This window comes from Halomonas sp. BMC6, assembly GCF_964204995.1.
Classification (GTDB): Bacteria; Pseudomonadota; Gammaproteobacteria; order Pseudomonadales; family Halomonadaceae; genus Vreelandella.
In genome coordinates this window covers 3,062,387-3,082,306 of the sequence record NZ_CAXNSH010000001.1, presented here as the reverse complement: position 1 = coordinate 3,082,306, position 19,920 = coordinate 3,062,387, and the positions used below count along the sequence as shown (strand labels likewise).

At 56.7% G+C, this 19,920-nt stretch carries 35 protein-coding genes; 13 read left to right on the top strand and 22 right to left on the bottom strand.

Annotated elements, in window-relative coordinates; translation table 11 throughout:
* Positions 1 to 146: 146 nt before the first annotated feature.
* From AB6K10_RS15050 to AB6K10_RS15025, 6 genes are all read right to left on the bottom strand, one after another.
* The gene (locus AB6K10_RS15050; RefSeq protein ID WP_339119186.1) at positions 147 to 401 is read right to left on the bottom strand and encodes a hypothetical protein; all 255 of its coding nucleotides are present in this window, start codon (positions 399 to 401) and stop codon (positions 147 to 149) included.
* A 212-nt stretch (positions 402 to 613) separates the two neighbouring features.
* Positions 614 to 847 (bottom strand): hypothetical protein, encoded by a 234-nt coding sequence (locus tag AB6K10_RS15045; protein WP_339119185.1) that lies wholly within the window; start codon positions 845 to 847, stop codon positions 614 to 616.
* Positions 844 to 1,221: a hypothetical protein gene (locus tag AB6K10_RS15040; protein WP_339119184.1), complete on the bottom strand. Its 378-nt coding sequence runs from the start codon at positions 1,219 to 1,221 to the stop codon at positions 844 to 846. Before AB6K10_RS15040 ends, AB6K10_RS15045 begins: the two co-directional genes overlap by 4 nt.
* The gene (locus AB6K10_RS15035) at positions 1,218 to 1,556 is read right to left on the bottom strand and encodes a hypothetical protein (protein WP_339119183.1); all 339 of its coding nucleotides are present in this window, start codon (positions 1,554 to 1,556) and stop codon (positions 1,218 to 1,220) included. Before AB6K10_RS15035 ends, AB6K10_RS15040 begins: the two co-directional genes overlap by 4 nt.
* Before the next feature lie 10 nt (positions 1,557 to 1,566).
* Positions 1,567 to 1,884, bottom strand: coding sequence for a hypothetical protein (locus AB6K10_RS15030; protein WP_339119182.1), 318 nt, complete (start codon positions 1,882 to 1,884; stop codon positions 1,567 to 1,569).
* Complete coding sequence (locus AB6K10_RS15025; protein ID WP_339119181.1) at positions 1,874 to 2,476, bottom strand: hypothetical protein; 603 nt, start codon at positions 2,474 to 2,476, stop codon at positions 1,874 to 1,876. The genes AB6K10_RS15030 and AB6K10_RS15025 overlap by 11 nt, the downstream gene beginning before the upstream one ends.
* Positions 2,477 to 2,635: 159 nt before the next feature.
* On the opposite strand from AB6K10_RS15025, the gene AB6K10_RS15020 reads away from it, so the two are divergent.
* The 3 genes from AB6K10_RS15020 to AB6K10_RS15010 are packed head-to-tail and all read left to right on the top strand — an operon-like array spanning position 2,636 to position 4,085.
* Positions 2,636 to 3,049, top strand: a complete 414-nt coding sequence (locus AB6K10_RS15020) for a hypothetical protein (protein WP_339119180.1) — start codon at positions 2,636 to 2,638, stop codon at positions 3,047 to 3,049.
* Between the two features lie 5 nt (positions 3,050 to 3,054).
* Positions 3,055 to 3,738, top strand: a complete 684-nt coding sequence (locus AB6K10_RS15015; RefSeq protein ID WP_339119179.1) for a hypothetical protein — start codon at positions 3,055 to 3,057, stop codon at positions 3,736 to 3,738.
* Positions 3,735 to 4,085, top strand: a complete 351-nt coding sequence (locus AB6K10_RS15010) for a hypothetical protein (RefSeq protein WP_339119178.1) — start codon at positions 3,735 to 3,737, stop codon at positions 4,083 to 4,085. The genes AB6K10_RS15015 and AB6K10_RS15010 overlap by 4 nt, the downstream gene beginning before the upstream one ends.
* Before the next feature lie 294 nt (positions 4,086 to 4,379).
* On the opposite strand, the gene AB6K10_RS15005 is transcribed toward AB6K10_RS15010, so the two are convergent.
* The 16 genes from AB6K10_RS15005 to AB6K10_RS14930 all read right to left on the bottom strand — a co-directional run bounded on the left by AB6K10_RS15005 (position 4,380) and on the right by AB6K10_RS14930 (position 12,691).
* Positions 4,380 to 5,036, bottom strand: coding sequence for a hypothetical protein (locus tag AB6K10_RS15005; RefSeq protein WP_339119177.1), 657 nt, complete (start codon positions 5,034 to 5,036; stop codon positions 4,380 to 4,382).
* Positions 5,033 to 5,296, bottom strand: a complete 264-nt coding sequence (locus AB6K10_RS15000) for a hypothetical protein (RefSeq protein ID WP_339119176.1) — start codon at positions 5,294 to 5,296, stop codon at positions 5,033 to 5,035. The genes AB6K10_RS15005 and AB6K10_RS15000 overlap by 4 nt, the downstream gene beginning before the upstream one ends.
* Positions 5,293 to 5,490 (bottom strand): hypothetical protein, encoded by a 198-nt coding sequence (locus AB6K10_RS14995; RefSeq protein WP_339119175.1) that lies wholly within the window; start codon positions 5,488 to 5,490, stop codon positions 5,293 to 5,295. Before AB6K10_RS14995 ends, AB6K10_RS15000 begins: the two co-directional genes overlap by 4 nt.
* Positions 5,491 to 5,629: 139 nt before the next feature.
* A complete protein-coding gene (locus AB6K10_RS14990; protein ID WP_339119174.1) occupies positions 5,630 to 6,013 on the bottom strand; it encodes a hypothetical protein in 384 nt (127 codons plus the stop codon).
* Positions 6,010 to 6,132 (bottom strand): hypothetical protein, encoded by a 123-nt coding sequence (locus AB6K10_RS14985; protein WP_339119173.1) that lies wholly within the window; start codon positions 6,130 to 6,132, stop codon positions 6,010 to 6,012. The genes AB6K10_RS14990 and AB6K10_RS14985 overlap by 4 nt, the downstream gene beginning before the upstream one ends.
* Positions 6,129 to 6,461 (bottom strand): nuclease domain-containing protein, encoded by a 333-nt coding sequence (locus AB6K10_RS14980; RefSeq protein ID WP_339119172.1) that lies wholly within the window; start codon positions 6,459 to 6,461, stop codon positions 6,129 to 6,131. Before AB6K10_RS14980 ends, AB6K10_RS14985 begins: the two co-directional genes overlap by 4 nt.
* Positions 6,461 to 6,970: a hypothetical protein gene (locus AB6K10_RS14975; protein WP_339119171.1), complete on the bottom strand. Its 510-nt coding sequence runs from the start codon at positions 6,968 to 6,970 to the stop codon at positions 6,461 to 6,463. Before AB6K10_RS14975 ends, AB6K10_RS14980 begins: the two co-directional genes overlap by 1 nt.
* A complete protein-coding gene (locus tag AB6K10_RS14970; RefSeq protein ID WP_339119170.1) occupies positions 6,963 to 7,235 on the bottom strand; it encodes a hypothetical protein in 273 nt (90 codons plus the stop codon). Before AB6K10_RS14970 ends, AB6K10_RS14975 begins: the two co-directional genes overlap by 8 nt.
* Before the next feature lie 263 nt (positions 7,236 to 7,498).
* Positions 7,499 to 7,870, bottom strand: a complete 372-nt coding sequence (locus AB6K10_RS14965) for a hypothetical protein (RefSeq protein WP_339119169.1) — start codon at positions 7,868 to 7,870, stop codon at positions 7,499 to 7,501.
* Positions 7,867 to 8,745, bottom strand: a complete 879-nt coding sequence (locus AB6K10_RS14960; protein ID WP_339119168.1) for a hypothetical protein — start codon at positions 8,743 to 8,745, stop codon at positions 7,867 to 7,869. Before AB6K10_RS14960 ends, AB6K10_RS14965 begins: the two co-directional genes overlap by 4 nt.
* Positions 8,742 to 8,933, bottom strand: a complete 192-nt coding sequence (locus AB6K10_RS14955) for a hypothetical protein (protein ID WP_339119167.1) — start codon at positions 8,931 to 8,933, stop codon at positions 8,742 to 8,744. Before AB6K10_RS14955 ends, AB6K10_RS14960 begins: the two co-directional genes overlap by 4 nt.
* Before the next feature lie 10 nt (positions 8,934 to 8,943).
* Entirely contained in the window at positions 8,944 to 10,317 is a 1,374-nt protein-coding gene (locus tag AB6K10_RS14950) for a replicative DNA helicase (RefSeq protein WP_339119166.1), read from the bottom strand.
* The gene (locus AB6K10_RS14945) at positions 10,314 to 11,426 is read right to left on the bottom strand and encodes a replication protein (RefSeq protein ID WP_339119165.1); all 1,113 of its coding nucleotides are present in this window, start codon (positions 11,424 to 11,426) and stop codon (positions 10,314 to 10,316) included. The genes AB6K10_RS14950 and AB6K10_RS14945 overlap by 4 nt, the downstream gene beginning before the upstream one ends.
* A complete protein-coding gene (locus tag AB6K10_RS14940; RefSeq protein WP_339119164.1) occupies positions 11,419 to 11,883 on the bottom strand; it encodes a GIY-YIG nuclease family protein in 465 nt (154 codons plus the stop codon). The genes AB6K10_RS14945 and AB6K10_RS14940 overlap by 8 nt, the downstream gene beginning before the upstream one ends.
* Positions 11,884 to 11,953: 70 nt before the next feature.
* Positions 11,954 to 12,418, bottom strand: a complete 465-nt coding sequence (locus AB6K10_RS14935) for a phage regulatory CII family protein (RefSeq protein WP_339119163.1) — start codon at positions 12,416 to 12,418, stop codon at positions 11,954 to 11,956.
* Between the two features lie 66 nt (positions 12,419 to 12,484).
* Positions 12,485 to 12,691: a Cro/CI family transcriptional regulator gene (locus tag AB6K10_RS14930; protein WP_174788524.1), complete on the bottom strand. Its 207-nt coding sequence runs from the start codon at positions 12,689 to 12,691 to the stop codon at positions 12,485 to 12,487.
* 10 nt (positions 12,692 to 12,701) lie between these two features.
* Here AB6K10_RS14930 and AB6K10_RS14925 point away from each other — a divergent pair, with 10 nt between their 5' ends.
* From AB6K10_RS14925 to ssb, 10 genes are all read left to right on the top strand, one after another.
* Positions 12,702 to 13,472 (top strand): XRE family transcriptional regulator, encoded by a 771-nt coding sequence (locus AB6K10_RS14925; RefSeq protein WP_339119162.1) that lies wholly within the window; start codon positions 12,702 to 12,704, stop codon positions 13,470 to 13,472.
* Between the two features lie 752 nt (positions 13,473 to 14,224).
* Positions 14,225 to 14,470 carry a hypothetical protein gene (locus AB6K10_RS14920; RefSeq protein WP_339119161.1) on the top strand — a complete coding sequence of 82 codons (246 nt, stop codon included), beginning with the start codon at positions 14,225 to 14,227 and terminating at the stop codon, positions 14,468 to 14,470.
* 539 nt (positions 14,471 to 15,009) lie between these two features.
* Entirely contained in the window at positions 15,010 to 15,387 is a 378-nt protein-coding gene (locus AB6K10_RS14915; RefSeq protein WP_339119160.1) for a phage protein NinX family protein, read from the top strand.
* 144 nt (positions 15,388 to 15,531) lie between these two features.
* Complete coding sequence (locus tag AB6K10_RS14910; RefSeq protein ID WP_339119159.1) at positions 15,532 to 15,765, top strand: hypothetical protein; 234 nt, start codon at positions 15,532 to 15,534, stop codon at positions 15,763 to 15,765.
* Positions 15,766 to 15,775: 10 nt separating this feature from the next.
* Positions 15,776 to 16,027, top strand: coding sequence for a hypothetical protein (locus AB6K10_RS14905; protein WP_339119158.1), 252 nt, complete (start codon positions 15,776 to 15,778; stop codon positions 16,025 to 16,027).
* Positions 16,024 to 16,398: a hypothetical protein gene (locus AB6K10_RS14900; RefSeq protein WP_339119157.1), complete on the top strand. Its 375-nt coding sequence runs from the start codon at positions 16,024 to 16,026 to the stop codon at positions 16,396 to 16,398. The genes AB6K10_RS14905 and AB6K10_RS14900 overlap by 4 nt, the downstream gene beginning before the upstream one ends.
* Before the next feature lie 67 nt (positions 16,399 to 16,465).
* Positions 16,466 to 17,386, top strand: coding sequence for a recombinase RecT (locus tag AB6K10_RS14895; protein ID WP_339119156.1), 921 nt, complete (start codon positions 16,466 to 16,468; stop codon positions 17,384 to 17,386).
* Positions 17,383 to 18,150 carry a lambda exonuclease family protein gene (locus AB6K10_RS14890; RefSeq protein ID WP_339119155.1) on the top strand — a complete coding sequence of 256 codons (768 nt, stop codon included), beginning with the start codon at positions 17,383 to 17,385 and terminating at the stop codon, positions 18,148 to 18,150. Before AB6K10_RS14895 ends, AB6K10_RS14890 begins: the two co-directional genes overlap by 4 nt.
* A gap of 9 nt (positions 18,151 to 18,159) precedes the next feature.
* On the top strand, positions 18,160 to 19,251 hold the full coding sequence (locus AB6K10_RS14885) for a hypothetical protein (RefSeq protein WP_339119154.1): 1,092 nt from the start codon (positions 18,160 to 18,162) through the stop codon (positions 19,249 to 19,251).
* Between the two features lie 37 nt (positions 19,252 to 19,288).
* Positions 19,289 to 19,855, top strand: coding sequence for a single-stranded DNA-binding protein (gene ssb / locus AB6K10_RS14880; RefSeq protein WP_339119153.1), 567 nt, complete (start codon positions 19,289 to 19,291; stop codon positions 19,853 to 19,855).
* Positions 19,856 to 19,920: the final 65 nt, after the last annotated feature.

Below are 19,920 nucleotides of genomic sequence, written 5' to 3'. Positions count from 1 at the left end.
ACTATTTGCCCCGTGATTTAGCGCACCTATTCAAGAGCTCGTCTAATTATTCGACGCTCTTGTACAGCTTTCACTTGCGATGCCAGTACGCCGACAGGAGGAAAGCGCCCACAATCCAGCGAACGCGCACCCAGGCCGACAGACGTCTACTCGCACAACGAATCCAGCATCGCACCCTGCTCATCTGAAAACGCCCATACACCATTGATATAGCGCTCCAGTTGGCGGTAACGGTCGTCACCCAGCGCGTCCCACATAGTGCCACGGTCGATGGCGGGTAGAGTTGGCTCTGGGGGCGGCGTGCACTGCGGGTGGATCTCGATATATTCCGTTCGGGCGCAGCCACTAACGGCGAAACTCACCATCAGGCCGATTATCAGCAGGGCGTTGATCGGCTTCACGTTGCACCTCTTGGGATTCTCTGCGGGCCTCAGCCCTGGCCCTATCAATAGCCCGCTCGGCCTCGAGCACGGCGCTTTTGCTCTTGGCCTCTGCTTTGGCGCGACTGGCTGCCTCTTTGGCTCGATCACGCTGGCCGCTGGTGTACAGCAGGGCGGCACCGAGCAGACCAATAATCATCAGCAGAAAGCCGGTTACCTTTGCCCATATATTGCTAAACATTGGGCTTCCTCCGCTGTCGCTCTTGCTCGACAGGCTGCTGGGGAATCAGGCGGGCCACGACTCCAGCGATGGCTACCACGGACGCCAACACGGCATAAGCCCACTCCGGTAACACGCCTTGCCAGTGGGGCAACACGGGCTGCAGGCCATAGAGTAGGGCAGCCGCGATGCCGAGGCGCACTGACCACATGCGATGACCGGCCCGCCATTCGGGGATCACTTTCATGGGCTGACTCCTAGCTCGCTGGTCCAGTTGTTCCGTAATCGCTCGACGTCTCCGCGCAGCGAGTTGACCTGTCGCTGTAGAGGCCCGAGCCGACCGTTGGCGACGTGCATGTCATGCTCGTTCTCGTCGGCGCGCTGTTTCTCGTATTGCCAGCTGCCGATGATGATCGCGTTCGCCGCCATCAGGCCGACGCTTACGCGCTGCGCCTCCTCGATGGTTTGCTGCTGCTGCGCTATTCGCTCCAGGTAGAAGTCTCGGTGCTCGAGCCGCCGCTGGTGAGCCGCTGCCCAGCCGGTCGCCATGATCGTCGTGGCCATTAGCATCAGCGCCACGACCCAAAGCGGCACGGGGTAGCTACGGAAAAGTCGTTTCATCGCTTGCCCCGTATTGCGTCGGCGATACTTGACGCTATCGATTTGAAATTGACTTGCTGAACTCGGTCCTGCATGCCGTGAACGCCCATCAGTGCCATTCCGGCCCCAACGCCCGCCGCAGCCTCAACCGGAAGCTGATAAGCGCCGCTCGCCGGGATAGCGGAAAGCCAGATGATGAGGTTGATCGTGCAGAACGCGATCACAGAACAGACCAGCGCCGTATTGCGGTTGCCAATCAGCCATGACACGACAAACGCGGGCACGGCGGCGGCAACGCGCGGATCGTGAAACGGGGCAGTCACCAGCGCCCATAACTGAGCCAATAGTTCGGCCATTGGGCGCCCCTTATTTTTGGTGTCCGGGGTGATCCCTCAGCGCTACGTAGGCTATGAGTACGACAAGTTGGTACAGCGTCTGGACGGCCATACCGCCAGCCGCTCGGTAATCAGGCGCTACCACATCGGAAATGGTGCCCAGCCGCCACGCCACCATGCCGCAACTGACGGCAGCGATGGCCAGCCATACCTGGGAGCGCAGCCATTCCCGGCGGCGATACCGAACACATGGCACGGGGCCATGCAGCCGGTATTGGCGCCCGTAGAGAATGGCGGTTAAGCCTGCGAGCGGGAGCTGAATCAGTGCGAAGATTGCGTCAGGTGACATAGAAAACCTCTCGGGCGTTGCCGGGGGCGAATCCCTCCAGGTAGACGGCTCGAACCTTGGCGGCGGCCTCAGCTTTGGTGATGCGGCCATCCTGATCAGCGTCGAGTCCGCGGTTCTGCGCGTACGCCCGTGTGCCATCGTTGAATAGCACGGTGCCGAGCGGGGAGCTTATGTACTTGGGCATCAGGATGGCCATGTACATGTCTTCCAGCGTCTTCACGCGGCGATGCCAGCCGTACTTGGTGAAGTAGGCGTAAACGTATTCGAGCTGATCTACGGCAGTCATGCGGGCTAGGTCGCCAGTGGTGGTGCCGAGATCGCGGGCCGTGGCGGGCATGAACTGGATCAGCCCGGTGGCGCCGCTACCAGCCGCATTGCGAATGTCAGGCTGGAACGTGCGGCCTGACTCAAAGGCGATACAGCCCATCAAGTCATCGGCCAGATCGGGACCCCAGCCCATGCGCTCGCAGATTTCAAACAGCTTGTCGACGAACGCGTCATCGACTTTGGCGCCCCACGGCAGCATGAACGGCTGCGGGGTATACGTAGCCGTACCCTCCTGGGGTACTTCTCGCAGGAAGGTGAAAGCCATGGTATGCCTCAGAAATAAAAAGCCGCCAAGGGGAGGGCGGCAAAATCGAAATAATGGGTGAATTATTTATCAAAAACGCTTGCTTGATAGCTCGAATCGAGCTATATTAAACACATCAGGACGGCACACCGTCAGCCCTGAACCTCTAAGGAGACGACCATGAACAAGCAAGCCCTCTTTAACAACGCCCACCGCATCGCTCGCCGCATCGCCGCTGCCGTTGGCAACTACATGGTGGCCTTCAAGCTAGCCCTGAAACAAGCATGGAGCGACCTAAAAATGACCGTGACCTTTGGCATCGCACAGAACAACACCCGCTACGTTGAAGCCGAAGCAGGCACCGTCAACATCGGCGATACCTTCACCGAAACATTCAGCGTTGAAGCGTTCGAGCCGAACAAGCGGCAGCTGCGCATCGGCATGAAAGCCACCCCCGCCGCCACCGTGACCCGCACCTACACCGTTACCGGCGCGGGCAAAGTGTTCCCATACGGCGACCCGTCCAACGGCTTCAAATACCTACAGCGCTTCTACTGCGAGACGCAAGAGCAACGCACCGAGAAGGGAGCATAATCAACATGCTAAAACAAGACTTCACCATCGGCCCGTTCACTATCGCCCCCATGGGGGCGGTAGGCCCACACCGCCAGCGTTTCAGCGTGAGCTATAACCACCGCTATAGCGCCGAGATCGTCACCGAGGCCCGCACCCAGCGCGATGTCGCCGAGGCCGCCGAAGAGGCCATGTCAACACTGCGCCGCCAGCTGAAAGAAGACCACGAACGCGTCACGCTGATTCGGCTGACCGACGGCCACGGCCAAACACTCAGCAAATTCTATGCAGCGGGCGTACTGCCCGACATGACGCCGGGGCTCGTCGATGACCGCTTCGACTACTGGCTAAAAGACGAAAGCGGCAAGTATTCGCAGATCGTCACCCTGGGTGAATTTGCCGCCCTGGTCGAAAAGCACGAATTATTGAAACACAGCTGGATAGCCGACCTACTGCCCGCCGACGTGCTCACCACCAACGTGGACGAATGGCGCGCCCCCACGGCCTGGGAGATCCGGCACGTCGTCGGCGTAGGCAGCTTCATCGGCATTAGCGGAGCCAAAGCCGCCGAGCTGATCGGCGTCACGGCCAGCAACTTCCGCAAATACACCGCGCAGGAAGGGGCCAAATCACGGCAGAACATGAGCTTTGCCATGTGGCATTTGCTGCTGCACCGGCTGGCCGTTCAAAAAATGGGGGTAGAGGTATGAACCTGTCGACAATGAACGATGCCGAGCTGATCGAGCTGATTCAAAAAGCCAGCGCCGAACTCGCCGACCGGGCCGCAAGGCCCGAGGTAAAGCGCATCGCCGCGCCGAAACAGATGATCATCATGCGCGAGCCGCCCGAGCATCAAAAAGAGTTTTGCCTGCGCATCAAAACGATGCTCAGGCACGGAGCGTACATTAAAGCAAGTGAACGCCAGCAGGTCGCGGAAATAGCAGAAACCTACGGCGAGTGGGTCAACCGCCAGGGGCTACCCACGGAAAAAGGCACGAAGGCATGGCGAGAGGCCAAGCAATACGCCACGATTTTCAAAGCCGCGACGGAACGCTAAGCACGAAAAAGCCCGCGCTTGGCGGGCTTTTTGCTGCCTGTTCGGCAGATAATGCTAAGGCGTGCGTTAGTATTTCTAAGCTGCCTGTTCGGCAGCAAGCACAGCTTTAGCCATACAGTTTTCTGAGTCGCCTGTTCGGCACCCTTGGTCAGATTAGATAACTAAGCCACCCAAGTCAAGCCAGCAAAAAGCCCCGCACAATAGCGAGGCCTTGAAAAGGTGCTGGTGAAGCGCAACTTGTCCAGCGTAGTGAATTGAAGCGTAAACGATCATTATTTGGTGGTCAAGGACTATTTAAGCCGCCTCGCGGTATAATCGGTTGGTTTGCCTAATAACTTTGCAAATTGGCTTCATAGCTTCGTTCTCCAGGCCTGCGATAATGTCGCCAATGATGGACCATGTTTTATCCCAGCCGTCTTGCTTCCAGTTAGTGGAAACGATCTTCACACCCATAAACTCCCGGCAGTAAAAACACACTTCCTTTGGCTGCCAGAGTGGGCGACTACCATCCATATCGTTTCGATCCTGCATCATGCGGGCCTGAATTAGCGCCTCTACACGCTCTTTTCGAGCGCTGCGGTAGCTATACCATTCTGGAGTCTTGGCGATGTAGCTCACCAAAATAGCCTCGGCCACGTCGTCCAGGTACTGGTTGGCAGCGCCAGTGTCGGCGAGTGATAGCCAATGCCCTACGGCAGCCAGCAGGGGAGAATCATGCTCCATGCGCTTGATGGCTGAGTAAACAGCTATGTATTCGATGCCATGCGCTGCGCCTGCGCCGCCCTTGTTGACCCGCGTTTCTTGCGCCGGGGCAACGGGGCCTTTCGCTTTTCGCCCTCGCTTGGGCTGCGCTTGCTGCATCTCAGCCAAATCAACCATTGCCTGGGTGCGAATGCCGGATTCGAAGGCCATTGCCCATGCCTCGCGTGGATTATTCGCTAGATACTTCATGCCTTCACCTCACTACGCAGCCATTCATGAAGCCCTGGGCTAGCGGAAACCACTTTCAGCGCAGACTCTTTGCTTTTGCCAATTGCGGGGCCCAATATGCCGAATAACAAACCATGATCCTCAGTAGCAACGATCAGCTTTTGGCCTTTGCGCTCCAGCTCCTGCAGGCCATTCCAGCTCGACACTTCCCGCCAGCCTTCCTTCATCACGCCGCCGATCTCGATGTCGTAGTAACGCTCTGTTCTGACTGTCGCTTTCATGCCACCCCCTTAGCTTTGTGTTGCTCTGCAATGCGCCGCGCCTCGTTGCCATCCCGCGCCTCACCAATCTCGTGGCCGCCGTGATAGATCAAAAACAGATCAACGCCGCCGCAGGTGAACTTGCTTATCTGGTACTGGCCGCAATCGGAGACGATGCAGCGGTCGTTGTTGACGGTTTTCTGTTTCCACTTCATCGCGTCACCATCCTCATGCAGTACAACGCGCTATGCCCGGCATCGCGGCACTCGACCCAGATGATGACGCCGGACGCAGCGCCCAACGCCAGCAGGGCCACGGTGACAACGCCGAAGACGATCAGGGCTGATTTTTGCCTCATGCCGCTACCTCGCTTACCGGAATGATCTCGACCCAAACGCCGGTATCACCCTTGCGATCAATCAGCGCGGGCGTATTGGTGACGTTGCGCACGTATTCGTCGGTGTCGTCATGCAGCACGTTGGCCTTCACTAGCGCATCCTCGACCAGCTTGGCCGTCATGCTGTTGTTGCTGGTGTCGCGCCTGCGGACGCCCTTGCCGAGCTGTGGCGTGAATACAAGGTCAACGCGGGTCGATATCGGTATGTCGATATCGAGCTGACGAACCACGGCCTTAACCGCTTTAAGCGCACCATCCTTGGCGCGCTTGCGAACCGACCAGTGAACGCCGGAGTAAATCTCGTTGGTGCTTGGGCCGTAGAAGGGGATGAATATCCTCACTGCTCGTCCTCCAGTGGCTCACCCTGGTCATCCAGGCCTTTGAAAATGAACGCCGTGAACGCGATCAGTACCACGGCGCCAATCGAGAGTAGGGCGGGGATGGTCCATAGAGAGGTCATAGCTTCACTCCTTTGATAGTTACCACGCCCAGCTCGATCAGGCGGCGAAGCGTCCGCGTCTGAGCGCGACGCATATACCAGTCGCGCGGTCCGGCGTCGCCGTGCGGCCATTTGGCTCGGCCATCAATGCAGTCATGACAGGCATGGCAAGCGAACACTGCGGAAATATCGTCGCTCTTACGGCTCATGCCATGCGATTCATCCGGCAGGTGGGCCAATACGGTCGTCTCAGGATTGCCGTTGCAGACGCCGATGATGCCGAGCGTGCACTGCTCACCCCGGGCAGCGTTGCGGATATGCTTGGATTCGATGCGGGTTGCTTTGAGCATCAAGCCACCTCCCTGTATTCCTGCGGATTAATGCCCTTTAGGCCGGGATCAGTCAGGCGCATACCCAGGCCGGTGAAGTGCTGGTAAATCGCATCGAGGTAGCGCGACTTTTGCTCTTTAGTCATAAGGCGCGTGCAAGGGAAGTCCAACGGCTCCTGCATCAACTCCAGCTTGGCCTCATACGGCAGCGGCTTAACGATGCGGTCGTACTTCTCTTTGAATTCGGGAAGCTCCCAGCGCAGTATCGGCACGGCGAAGTGCAGCTTGCAGAAACCGCGATACTCCTCGGCGGTCTGGTCGCCTTGGGCCTCTGCCTCTAGCAGCCACTTGCGTTGGAGCTTGTTCTGATCAACGCTCCGCTTTACCTGACGCTTTTGAACGATGATCTCAACGTCGCCCCATAGTTGGATGGCGTCGGTCAGTACGCGGGGTAGCTTGGAAATAGCCGCCATTGCTTCCTGTAGGCTGGCAGCGCGACTGACGAACGGCTTGTTCGCTGGCTTACCCATGCTCCTCCTCCCGCGCTTGCTCTTCTTGAAACGACTCAACACCACCGCCGTCAATGCGGATTAAATAGCGTTCAGCGCAAATATCAGGCAGCCACTTGCCCTCAAAGTCGGCTGGATAATCAGCCAGTCGCCAGCAGGGCTCTTCAAGCTCAAATCCGAACGGCTCCATGCTTCCGGTGGGGAAGTATTCAACGGCTGTCGTGGTGAATCCTGCGTAAGCGTTACCGACAACCATCACCAAACACCCCGGCTCAATCGGCTTCATAGCTCACCCCGCTTGCGTAGAATCGAGCGGTGCTGCCAGACCGTGTTAATTGCCACGCCCCATTTAGCAGCCACTATCTTGCCCCTGGTTTTCTCTTTCAGGTCGGCAACGTAATCTGCGTTGTTGAGTATCGACGGGCGGCTTCTGCTTCCAGGCAAGGGCTCTGGCTGAGATAGCGCTGCCGTCATTGGTTTGTCGTATTTAGTTAGCCGCATGACGCACCCCCATGAATGCGGTGAGGCGATCCCAGCGGATAGATGTGTTCATGCGACCTCCCCGAAAAGATCAAGCTGATCCTCGCTTATGTACTTGCGCACCATCTCCCCGATGCTCCAGTTATCGCGATAGGCAGTGATTTGCTCGCCGCGTGCTTTGGGGTCGGCAGGCGCCACGAATCCCGGCACGCCGCCACCGCTATACGAATGCTCTCGCAGCACGTTATTCACGCCATCAACGAATGCTACCCAGTCGGTGACCTTCGCCATGTTCTTGGCTAACACAAGTGCCACTCTTGCCTGCTTAATCTCTGCTTCGTGATATGAGGCATCGACTACAGCGCCCGCACTGAACTCAGCGATCAGCTTGCCGTTGCACACCAACTCAACGTTTTCGCTGCTGTTGATTTCAATCCTCATGACGCCACCCCCTGATTCATCCATGCGGTGCAAGGTATCTTCACGCCAGCTAATTCAATATGGTGTTTATGCTGCTTAAAGCTAAGCAGGGAATTAAGCGTTTTATCTTTTAAGTCATTGGCATGCTCTTTTGCTACATTAAGCACGTACTCTTCACGGGCAGATTTATATTCCAAGAACGCCTCTTCTGCCGTCTTGAATGCGCCGAGATATTCATAATTTCCGTATCGTGCAATAACTGCTTTATAGCCTTTCCTATTCTGATATACGCCTGCAGGCAAGCCAGCTCCAGAAACGCGACGGCTACAGCCAACGAATAGGGAATTTATTTCATACGGGATAAAGCTAGCCGTATTAGGGTTGTATTGTCGCTCGCCCGGGCTAGTTATATCTTTATCAAGCTCAAAACCTGCTCTCCCTGCGTTATCTGCATTTTCGTACCACTCTACAAAGCAGCTAAAATCTTTCCATTCATCGCAAACTGTAACGCCCCTGTATGTAGGTCTGCTCCTGAGATATGCTGGGCTATAGCCGCGCTGAATCATGCTTTTCCATGTTACATACGCCGCCTTGTCGGTTAACTTCCCGCGCCCACTAAGCCCGAGATATCCCACCCCAAATACTGAAGGAGCTAGGGGGTTTTTAACGCTACCGCTTTTTAATTTATCTGCACCTACAAAAGCCTCTGCTCCACCATTTTCACCTATAAAAGTTATTAAAACCTTTCTAGTACTTTCACGCCCAAGTACTTTGCAATAGCTGCCGTCGCTAGTCTTAAATATTTCACCTACATTTCGGGCGCTTTTTCCTGAATTATAGTCCTTGGCGGATAGAGATGATTCGAAGGGTTCTTTTTTTAATGAATCTAAGCTCATGCTACACCTCTCATCCATGCCATTACCTTATCGAAAAACCCAGTCTTCGCGATTTGTGCTAAATCACCGGCAGCAAAGTACCGCTCACCCTGGGGCGTTGAGCACTTGACGCTGCCGTTGCCGTACTCAATGCGAACGACGATCCCTTTGGCGCGGAGCTGGGCGCGTTGTTTGATGGATAAAGACATACATCACCCCCTATACGGCGAACTTGTCGGCTTGCGTGGGCGCGGAGTTTTGACGCGGAAACTCGCGGTGATAGTCGGCGATGTTCTCGGCAGTCGCTGGCTTCAACTGGGATCGGCTCAAGTCGCACACAACGCGAACAGTGCCGACCTCGCCATCACGCTGCTTGGCCACGATCAGCTCAGCAACGCCGGGGTATTCGCAATCCGGGTTGTGCTTCGCTTCGCGGTAGATGAACAGGATCATGTCGGCGTTGTGCTCGAGAGATGCCGATTCCCGCAGGTCGGACATGACCGGACGCTTATCGCTGCGCTTGGTGTTCTCACGGTTGATTTGCGCCAGGAGAATGACCGGGCAGCCAAGCTCTTTGGCAAGAATCTTGGCCGCCTTGGATACTTCGGCCATCTGCTGTTCACGCGGGATGGACTTGTCGTCCGGCTGCACAATGCCCGCATGATCAATAATCACGCAGCCCAATTCACCGTAATGCTCTTTCCAGCGCTTCGCGGCGGCGCGCATTTGGGAAGGCGTGAGCCCAGGGCGGTCATCAATAACTAGGCCCGCGTCTTTGGCCGCTGCTACGCCCGCAGTGACCTTGTTCCAACCCTCGTCATTCATGAAGCGCCGAGGGTTTTTTAAGGCATCCAGCTTTACGCCGGTGTATGAGCCCATGACACGGTTGAATACCTGCTCTTTGCGCATTTCTAGCTGAAACATGAGAGCCGGTTTCTTTTGCCGTAGACAAACGCTGTCAAGAATGTGAGCGGCCACCACGGTCTTGCCCATACCGGATTCGCCGCCCAGCACAATGAGGTCTTCGGGGTGCATGCCGCTGGTTTTTGCATCGAGCTCGGGTATGTTGAACAACAGCCCCATGGGGTCGACCTGCCCGTTGAATCGGGCATCCAGCTCATCAACCCAGCTCGAAAGCCAGCTCTGCACAGGCTGCACGGTGCCTGCGCGCTGACCAATAACGCTCGCAAGCTTGGCCTGCGCCTTATCGATCAGGTCAGTCAAGCTGGTGTGGTGACTGCCAACCTGCTCGGTAATCTCAGCTAAGTGAATGCTCAGGCGGCGCCGCAAAGCCTTGTCGCGAACAGCGGCTGCGTACGCTTTGGCGTTTTCAATGCTCGGCGTTGATCGGGCCATTTCGCACAAGCCTTGAAGCCCGCCATATTGCTCTGAATAGTCACTGACCAGCTCGTGCAGCGATACCGGGTCAACCTCGTTGTTCAGTGCCAACTGCTGCAACCCTGACCACATCGCTCGGTGGTGCTCCACGTAGAAGTCTTCTAGCGTTACAAAGTCAGACACGATGTCGATTTGCGCAGGATCGAGAATGCAAGCTCCGATGACGCTCGCTTCTGCCTCATAGCTGTAAATCATGCGACCTCTCCCTTGAAAATCTTGATCGTCTCCTGCTGCTTGACTGCCCAGGAAAGGCGGCACCAACGCGCTGATTCTTCACGGTGAATGCGGTCTACAGCCGCTAGGCGACGGAAGACTTCGCGGTAGAACTCAATGCCTTCAGGTTCTTGGGTGAACACGGGCTTGCCAGTGCTGGAGCGCGGCTTGGTTTTGAAGTTGTGCCAAGCGTTAGCCAGCGCCTGGAATCCATGGCTGTCGGGCGTCCAATCTTCAGGGCTAACCTTCTCGATGTGCGCGGGCATCTCGGCATTCCATGCCTCGATGATGGCAGCGTGCGGGCAGCGCTCAGGGAGTTCGTCTTCCCAGCGCTGTTGGCTCAGGTAGGTCTTGGGGTGAAGTTTTGCGAAGCCAGGAACGGCAGCATCCAGGCGAGTGCGGATGTCGTCGATAAGGCGAGCAGTGAACGCTGCCGGGTCGCTCTGTTTTTTCAGCAACGCAATGAATTTCTGCTTGGCTGGTTTCTTGCCGTCCTTCGGCAGGCCTGCTTGCCAAAACTCATCGAATAGAGATTCAAGCTCGTTCGACACCTGCTCGTCGGACGAGTCCGACAAGGGGTTAATATCTTTCCTATCTTTCCTATCTTTATTAGATTCACGGTTTTGGTGAATGGTTTGTTCGCCATTATCGTGAACAAGTTGTTCGGCATTATGGTGAATCATTCCCGATTCTTGATTGGCTCGCTTAACCCTTTTAGATGCGCTTGATTTGCTCTGCCATTGGTCATAATTTTTATTGAAACCAATAGGGCCCTGGCTATCGCCAACACGGTAAAGAACACGGCGGCGAAGAAGCTCCGCAACCGCTTCAGAGACGCTTGTTGCAGGTATTCCAAGACCATTAGAGATGTAGCTAGTGCGAAGCACCTTATGCTTTACGTGCCACCCCCATGTTTCATCAATGATGAATAGGACGATGGGGTATTCGGAGCCACGCAGCCTAGCGCGGCCAAGCGCGCGCATTACCTCATGACTGATGCGTACATAGCCGTTTTCCAATTGAGGGCCCCTTGGCGGCTCTGCGGGCACCTGTTCAGGCTCATGGCCCGGAAGGTAGGCGAGGTTACTCATAGGTCACCTCGCCATCCAGGATCGCGCGAAAATGAGCTATGTAATGCTTTGCTCGAATTTGGCGAAGCTTCATCTCTTGCTCTGATATTTCCTTCACCGGCTCAGGCTTCGCATATAGCGCATCACCAGCACGGTTATCAGTGACGGGCTGATAGAACCCAGACTGGCCAGCAGCTACCAGAACAGACGCCGCCGCCTCTGTGTCGCTGGTAAATTGAAAGAACTCGCGGCGGGCATTGCTCCTAGCGTCACGAAGGATCAGATGAACATCACGCTCCACAGCGGCAGGATTGTAGGTAGTGATATCCAGCACCTTATAGAAGGCTGCTGGCACTGAGGTGCCGCGCGAAAGGTCGGAGATGCGCACTTGCACCGATTGAGTCGTAAAGCCGATCTTGTAGAGCCCTGGCATAGCAGGGTTGGCAAGAACGTAGACAAATCCATATTCAGTAGCCATAATGTCTTCACCATCTTTAGTTAGTTGATTAGGCCCGCCACGCTCCCCAGCGAATTGGTGGGCTTTTTCATTACTTGACCGCCGCCAGGGCGGCCTTCCCGTTTTTGTGCATCGACTCGATGCGGCTCATGACCGTGTTGCCGAACACCGCCAGTTCATGGCGTTGACGCTTGATCTCCTCCAATTCATCGCTGCTGATAACGCCATCGCGCTTCGCCTCACGAACGGCGGCGACAAAGCGGGCGGCTTGCTCGTGCTGATCGAGTAGCAGTTCGCGAATCTCGCCCTCGAATGCGTCCGCGTCCTGGCTGATCGGCGTGGCCACCATGCCGAGGTCTTCCAGCGCGCGATCAATGCAGCGCGTGTCTTTCAGAATCCGGTTGATGCGGAAGAAGTCGGCCAGGGTCAGCGATACCGGGCCGTCGGGGTTCAGCTTCTTGTAGAGCCGGTCTTCGCTCATATCGAGCTCATGGGCTAGACGCTTGATGCCATATTCAAAAGCGGCTTCGCGTAAACCTTCTGTGTATTTATCCATGTACCAAACTCGCTTGGTTTTTGGTCTAACCCGTATCGCTAGAGCGGGTTACCATTGTTTCAGTGGTTAGGCGGCAACAGCGCCGAACACGTCAGGACGCAATTGGCTAGCCTTGATCTTTCCTTTGGTGGCTTTCACAACAGCCATAACCCGAGCTGCCGGAACGACCTTCCATTGGGAGATGGCCTGGGAGCTGATCCCGATGGATCGGGAGAGAGCAACCGGGCCGCCAGCTAGGCGAAGCGCCTCTTGCATTGCTTGTTCCGGGGTCATAGGGAAATCCATGCTTAACGTAATTGGTCAAAGTGTAAGCCATACTTACCCAATCGGGCAAGGCATTCTTCCGTTGCCAGATGTAAGCGATGCTTTCAGACTGAGAGGCAATTACACGCCTATTGGTGAAGGCATGACCGAAGACGAGAAGGTAGGGCAGCGAATAACGCGAGCCAGAAAAGAGGCGGGTCTTACACAACAGCAACTGGCCGCTGTGCTGGGCGTTTCCCGTCCGGCTGTAGCCCAGTGGGAAAAAGGGCGAACCAGTCCCTCAGCGGAGAATCTGCGCAACGTAGCAACCGCGACGAGCAAGCCGCTGATCTATTTCTTTACTGGCTCAGGCGTCAAGACGGACGAATTTGACGAGGCCCCCAAGATGCGAGGCCAAGTGCCGTTGATCAGCTGGGTGCAGGCCGGAGCATGGACGGAGCCATTTTGCCCAGTGGGTGATGATCTCGAATACTATCCGGCGCCGCCGACCTGTGGCCCAAGAGCGTTTGGGCTACGTGTGCGCGGTGAATCAATGATCGAAGTGTACCCGCCGGGCACGCTGATCTTTGTCGATCCTGACGTTGAGCCTGTCTCAGGTGATGACGTGGTCGTTCAGTGTGAGCAGCACGGCGGGGCAGAGGCAACGTTCAAACGCTACATAATCGAGCCAGGTGTAGGCCCGATGCTCAAGGTGCTCAACAAGGATTGGCGAGAGCAATACATGGACTTCACCGAGGATTGCCGAATCATTGGTGTGGTCATGGCGCAAATGACCCTCCGAAGGCAGTAAAACCCCCTCAAAATAAGCACAGCTAACCAAGCCCGCCATTGAGCGGGTTTTTTTGTGCGTATTGAAACAATGACTTACCTTTAAATTGAAAGCTATGCTTACTTTTGTGTTGACGACTTAGGTAAGTATGGCTTACATTTGAGTCATGGCAGCGGCACTGACGCACAGCGAAACAGACAGCCCGGCCATGGCTCTTTACACAATTTGCGATCCCCCGGTGCTTGGGCCAATGCATCCACCTACAGGCTAGGTGATTCCAGCGATACCCAAGCGGGGCGGCCCCTAACAGACGTGGGGCAGCGGTTGGCACCAGGGCGTAGCGAGCCCACGTTGGATAAAGACCACGCCGGGGTCAGTACCGGCAAGAGCAAGTTGAGGCGGTGCGTGCCGTGACCTTCGGGTGTGCGGGCTGACCATCCATCGCCATCCTCGCTAGATGTGCCACTAACCAGCCAGGGCACAGAGCTGTACGTCTAGCGTTGTATATACCGAGTGAAAGCCTGCAAAGCGATTAAGCAAGGCTGGACGGAAGCTCAAGCCCAAACGACGAAACCACCGGATTGACTGCCATCGCAAGCGGTTGAGAAGGCGCGGGAACTGCGAGAGTGCCACCAGCCCATTCTCTGAGTGGGCATTCGGAAGGGTGCAAGCGCCCGCTATCTAAGCGGGAATGCTGGGAGTAACGGACGGCAATGCTATCCGCCGCTGGTGTGCACACCGGCCACCCTTCACGAATTACACAGGAGAGCGTTATGAGCGAACGAAACTTGCAGATAGCGATGGGCGCTTTGTCGCCACCGCTGAAAGAGCAGGTCAAAGACCAGGGCGGCGTTATTGACGATAAAGACGCCGAGCGACTGCAGCGCCACTGCGACGCGGTGACGGGCCTTTACATTGCCAGCTACATACCCGCAAGCGTCGCTGAGAAAGCGCGGCGGAAGATCATGAAGGATATCGCCAAGGTGGTTTCCAAAGAGCAAGACTCGCCACCTGCGTAGTGGGGCCCAGAGCGCCGCCCTTGGCGCCGAGAATACCAAGGGCCATCGGAATACTGCTTGCCCGCTGCCACGGATAGCGACGGGAAGGCCCAGGCAGTATTTCGATGCAGTGAACGCCCATAGCTGCTGGGCTAAGCGGGTGAAGAGAGCCGATTAATACCGATTGGGACGCCTTTCGGGTTACCCGTTAACAGGCTCGTTCGGAGATCAGCGCCGACCACTGCATCACCCCATTTCGGCAACTCACAAGAAATCCTTACCAGTTGGCATGGCCTCTTGCTGAGTCGCCATGCCCGCGCTGCTTCCCCTTTGCCGACCCACTGCACTGGCACTGCGAGAGCCGATGAGGCAGCGCGCCCAATTCTATGAGAGGTGTTTATGGCTAAACCAAAGCACACAGTCCCCCTTTCACTAAACCGCGTCAGCGCCGCCACGTCCCGCCAGCGCACCAAAGACGGCGAAGAGTACCGGTTGCGCAGGCAAATAGACCAGCGACTAGCCGACCTGCGCTTAGAGCGCGAGCTAAGGGAGATCTGGGAATGAGTGAGCTTGTGAAGGTAGCGGTCAGCGAGCTAGAGGGTGTTGCGCTGGATTGGGCGGTGGCTGGTCTGGTTCACGCTGAAAAGTGGCGCCATGAGAAATACTGCGGAGGCCCGCTTGCATCAATAAACGGGTGGAATCCTTCAATCGACTGGGCGCAGGGCGGGCCACTGATTGTTGAAAAGGTAACCGTAATCGTTGATAGCGAGGAAGAGTGCTTTGCCGATTGTGGTTATCAAGCCTATGCCATCAAGAACCAAAGGCCGCTAGACGACTACGACGGCAGCGGGCCGACCATGCTTATCGCGTGCATGCGAGCGATTGTTTCTAGCGAGCTAGGGCCAGAAGTAGAGGTGCCCAAGGAGCTGGTTACATGAGGTCGGCCTTCATCCTCCGCAAACAGCGCGGACACATCATTACCCCACTGCCCCACTTGGGGCTTTTTTGTAGCCGAAGCCAAGCCAAGAAAGCGGCACGGCGTTTCGAGCTTCCCTTCCATCTCATCTACAAGGTAACGCGAAATGCCAACACGAACCCTTAGCCTCATCGCGCTGGCCGCCATCATCGGCAGCATGATTGTGGCCAGCAATCTGGACGCATCCGATGACGAGCGGATGCACCGCAAATACTGCCAGGAAGTGGCGGTATGGAAAGCAGAGGAAGCGCGGGGCATTGACCCGCACCACCGTACCGGACACCCCGATTTTAGAGGCAACGCTGCCGAGATTTGCCCTGGCATGCGGCCAGCTGATTAAGGAGAACCCCATGAACATGGCTTATGCAGTACCCGATCAGAACGCCGTCCGCTTCCCGCAATTCGACCCCGACCAAGCGCCCACGCCAGAGCAAGCGCTGGACGATGGCGAAGCGTGGGCCGCTGACGAGTTTGTTGCGTGGATGCGCGCAGACGAACAGGAGCAAGAGCTTTACGACTACCTGCTGCAAGAGGCTGACAGCATCGTCGTTCGCAGCCTGATTAAAGCGTGGAGCGAGAAACGCCAGCGGGGTGAGGTATGAGCAACTGGAAAATCACCGGCCCGCCGCGCTTCTTCGATGGCGTCGGCATGGTTTACCTGGTGGGTAAAGGCGGCAGCCGATTCAATGCTGCCGAGGAAGACGAGCTGAAGGCGCTGCTGGCGGGGTGGCAGCCGATTGAGACGGCGCCCAAGGACGAGCTGGTATTCCTGTATTCGCCGCCGCAATCAGGCGACTACCCCGACGACATTCGAATCGACGTGGACTTCTTCGATTCGGAAAACGATTGCTGGTACAACCACCACGAAAACCGCGAGCATTTTGAGTGCGTAGCGCCTCCCGGCAGCCAGGGCCCTAGCGTCGAAGCCCCTTACACGCACTGGCGACCTTATTTCACATCGCCCACCAACTAAAAAGCCCGCTCCTGGGCGAACAGGTAGCGGGCCAGATCAACGTCGAGAAGATCAACCAGGAGTCTATATGAGCAATGCCATTGCAACAATAGCGCAGGACATCTACAACCAGCGCGACGCGTTTGCCGCCGTGCTGTGCGAGCCAAACATCAACTTCGACCGCGAGGCGGGTTTCGCCATTCAGGCAATGGAGAACAACGACTTCCTCGCAAAAATTGCGATGGGCAATCGTCAGTCGGTCGTCAATGCGGTGAACAACATCGCATCTATTGGCATAAGCCTGAACCCAGCCAAAAAACAGGCGTATCTAGTGCCGCGCGACGGCCGCGTTTGTCTGGACATCAGCTACATGGGACTGGTGGATTTAGCCACCAGTACGGGCTCTATTCGTTGGGCGCAGGCCGAGCTAGTGCACGCAGCCGATCACTTCGAGCTAAGCGGCATCGATCGTGCACCACTTCACAAGTTCAACCCCTTTCACCCTGAGCGCGGCGACATAGTGGGCGCTTACGTGGTGGTCAAGACGGCCGACGGCGACTACCTAACCACCACCATGAGCCGTGCTGATATCGATTCGATCATGCAGCGCTCGCAGTCGTACCGCTCCGGCAAATCATCGCCCTGGAAAACCGACTATGGGGAGATGGCTAAAAAGACGGTGGTTAAACGGGCCTATAAGTACTGGCCCAAAACTGAACGGCTTGATCAAGCCATTCACTACCTGAATACCGACAGCGGCGAAGGGTTGGCCCAAGAGCAAAGCCCGCAAGCAGTTCAGGGCGACTCCGCTCTTCTCACTGAGCTGTTAGCAAGCGTCGAAAATGCAGGTAGTGAAGAGGCGCTTGCAGAAGTTTGGAAGGAAGGCATCAGGCGAATCAATGAAGCGAAAGACAAAGCCGCTCACCCGGTATTCAAGGATGCGGTGCAAGCTCGCGGCGATGCCATTAAATCCAGTCAGGCGAACGTTTACGAGGGAGAGGTTCAGTGAAGATCATCAACTGCAACCAAGGCAGCGAGGAATGGCACCGCGCCCGCGCTGGCTGCATCACGGCCAGCATGTTCGAAATAGCGCGCAGCCGAACCGGTGGCTTAGACCCCAAGCAGCAAGCGTACGTCGACGCGGTACGCGCTGGCCATAGCGAAGCAGTGGCTATGCAAAAGGCAGGTTACAAAGCGGCGCCCAAAGCTGACGCGGTGCGTCGCGCCCTGCTGGGCGAGAAGGTAGGCGACTTTTCAGAAGCTGCACGCAACTACGCTTTTCGCCTAGCCATTGAGCGTATTAGCGGCGAGCCGCTGGACGAAGGCTTTCAGACGTGGCAGATGAAGCGCGGCAACGACCTAGAGCCAGAAGCTCGCATGGAGCATGAGATGCAGTCCGGTCTGTTTGTGCAAAAAGCCGGGTTCGTGACCAGCGACGACGGCTGGTTTGGTGCTTCGGCTGACGGCCTTGTCGATCCTGACGGCGGCTGTGAGTACAAGTGCTTTATCGCGCCGGAGAAGCTGCGCGCGTTTCATATCGATGGCGACATCACCACGGTCGTTGATCAGGTGCAAGGCGGCATGTGGTTGACGAAACGCAGCTGGTGGCACATCGGTTTGTACTGCCCAGCACTTGAGCCTGCTGGCAAGCAGCTTTGGTGGCGTCACTTCGACCGCCAGGACAATTACATCTCTGAGCTTGAAGCAGACCTTCTGGAATTTAAGTCCCTGGTTATCCATTACGAATCCACCCTGCGTGCCGAAGCCGCCTAGGAGAACAGCATGACCGAAGTAGCCGAAAAAGAATCGACTGATCTGATCACGGTGCCGTCCAAAGAGACGGCACTTGACGTTTTCAAGGGTGATAAAGGGCTCGATCCCTACCTGCAAACCATCCGGCAGGAGCTTGATGCGTTCCTGGCTGAGCCGCCGCCGCTGGATACCGCGACCGGCCGCAAGGCCTACGCCTCGATGGCCCACAAGATTGCCCGTAGCAAGACGGCTATCGACAACATCGGCAAGGAGCTAGTGGCCGAGCTAAAGCAGCTGCCCAAGACCATCGACGCAGAGCGCAAGCGTTGGCGTGATCAGCTGGATGCGTGGCGTGATGAGGCTCGCGGGCCGCTGAATGAATGGGAGGCGGCAGAGGAGGCGCGGATTGCTAAGCATAAGACCGGCATCGAGGTAATGCAGCGATTCGCAGAGGAGTTGGATGACGAAGATGCCAGCACCCTGTCGGCGACCATCGCACACGTTGAAGCTATCGAGATTGGCATCGAATGGGAGGAGTTCGAAGCCGAAGCACACCGCGTTAAAGCAGCGAGCCTTGCCACCTTAAAAGCAGCTCTTGAGCGTCGCCAGAAATACGAAGCTGAACAAGCCGAGCTTGAGCGCCTTCGTCAGGAGGCGGCGGCACGCGAGCAGAAAGAGCGCGAGGAGCGCATTGCCCGCGAAGCCGAAGAGCGTGCACGGCGTGAAGCAGAAGAGAAAGCCCAGGCCGAGCGTGAAGCGGCAGCACGGCGCGAGCAGGAGGCAAAAGCCGAAGCTGAGCGGAAAGAGCGCGAGCATCAAGAAGCTATCGCCATGGCCAAGCGTGACGCAGAGCTTGCCGAACAGCGAGCTAAAGAGGAGTACGACCGCAAGGAGCGCGAGCGTATCGCTGAACAGCAGCGCCAGGAGCAGGCACGGCTAGACGCCGAGCGCCGCCAGCGCGAAGAGGCCGAGCGTCGCCAAGCCGACGTTGAGCATCGCCGCCGCATTAACCAAGCAGCCATGCAGGCCATGATTAACGGAGGTATGCAAGAGCATTGCGCCAAGGATGCCATCACGCTGATAGCCCAAGGTAAGGTGCCCGGCGTCACGATCAACTACTAAGCCCCTCACGCAGGGGCTTTTTAATGCAGGAGGCTATATGGCTCGCGGATTAAACGAATGCAGATTCATCGGAAATGTTGGTCAGGATCCCGAGGTGCGCTTTACGCCCGGAGGTACGCCGGTTGCCAACCTTAGCTTGGCTGTTAGCGAGAAGTGGCGCGACAAGCAGAGCGGGCAGGTGCAGGAAAAGACCGAGTGGGTGCGACTGGTGGCGTTCAACAAGACCGCCGAAATTATCCAGCAGTACGTCACTAAAGGCTCAAAGCTGCACGTCTCTGGAAAGTTACAGACGCGCAAGTGGCAGGATCAAAACGGTCAAGATCGCTACAGCACCGAGATTGTGGTTAGCGACATGATCATGCTGGACAGCAAGTCTCAAAACGGCCAGCAGAACCAAGCGCCACAAGGCGGCTACAGCAACCAGCCTCAAGGCGGCTACTCGAACGGCCAGCAAGGCGGCTACCCACCTCAAAACCAGAGGCCACCGCAGAACCGGCCGCCTCAGAACCAAGCGCCGCAAGGTCAGCAACACGCACCGCAGAGCAACTACGGCGCGCCTGATCCGGGCAATTTTGATGATTTTGATTCGGAAATACCGTTCTAAATCAATTTTTTATGCGAATTAACGGCCGCCATTTAGCGGCCTTTTCTGTTTCTGCATGGAGTGTA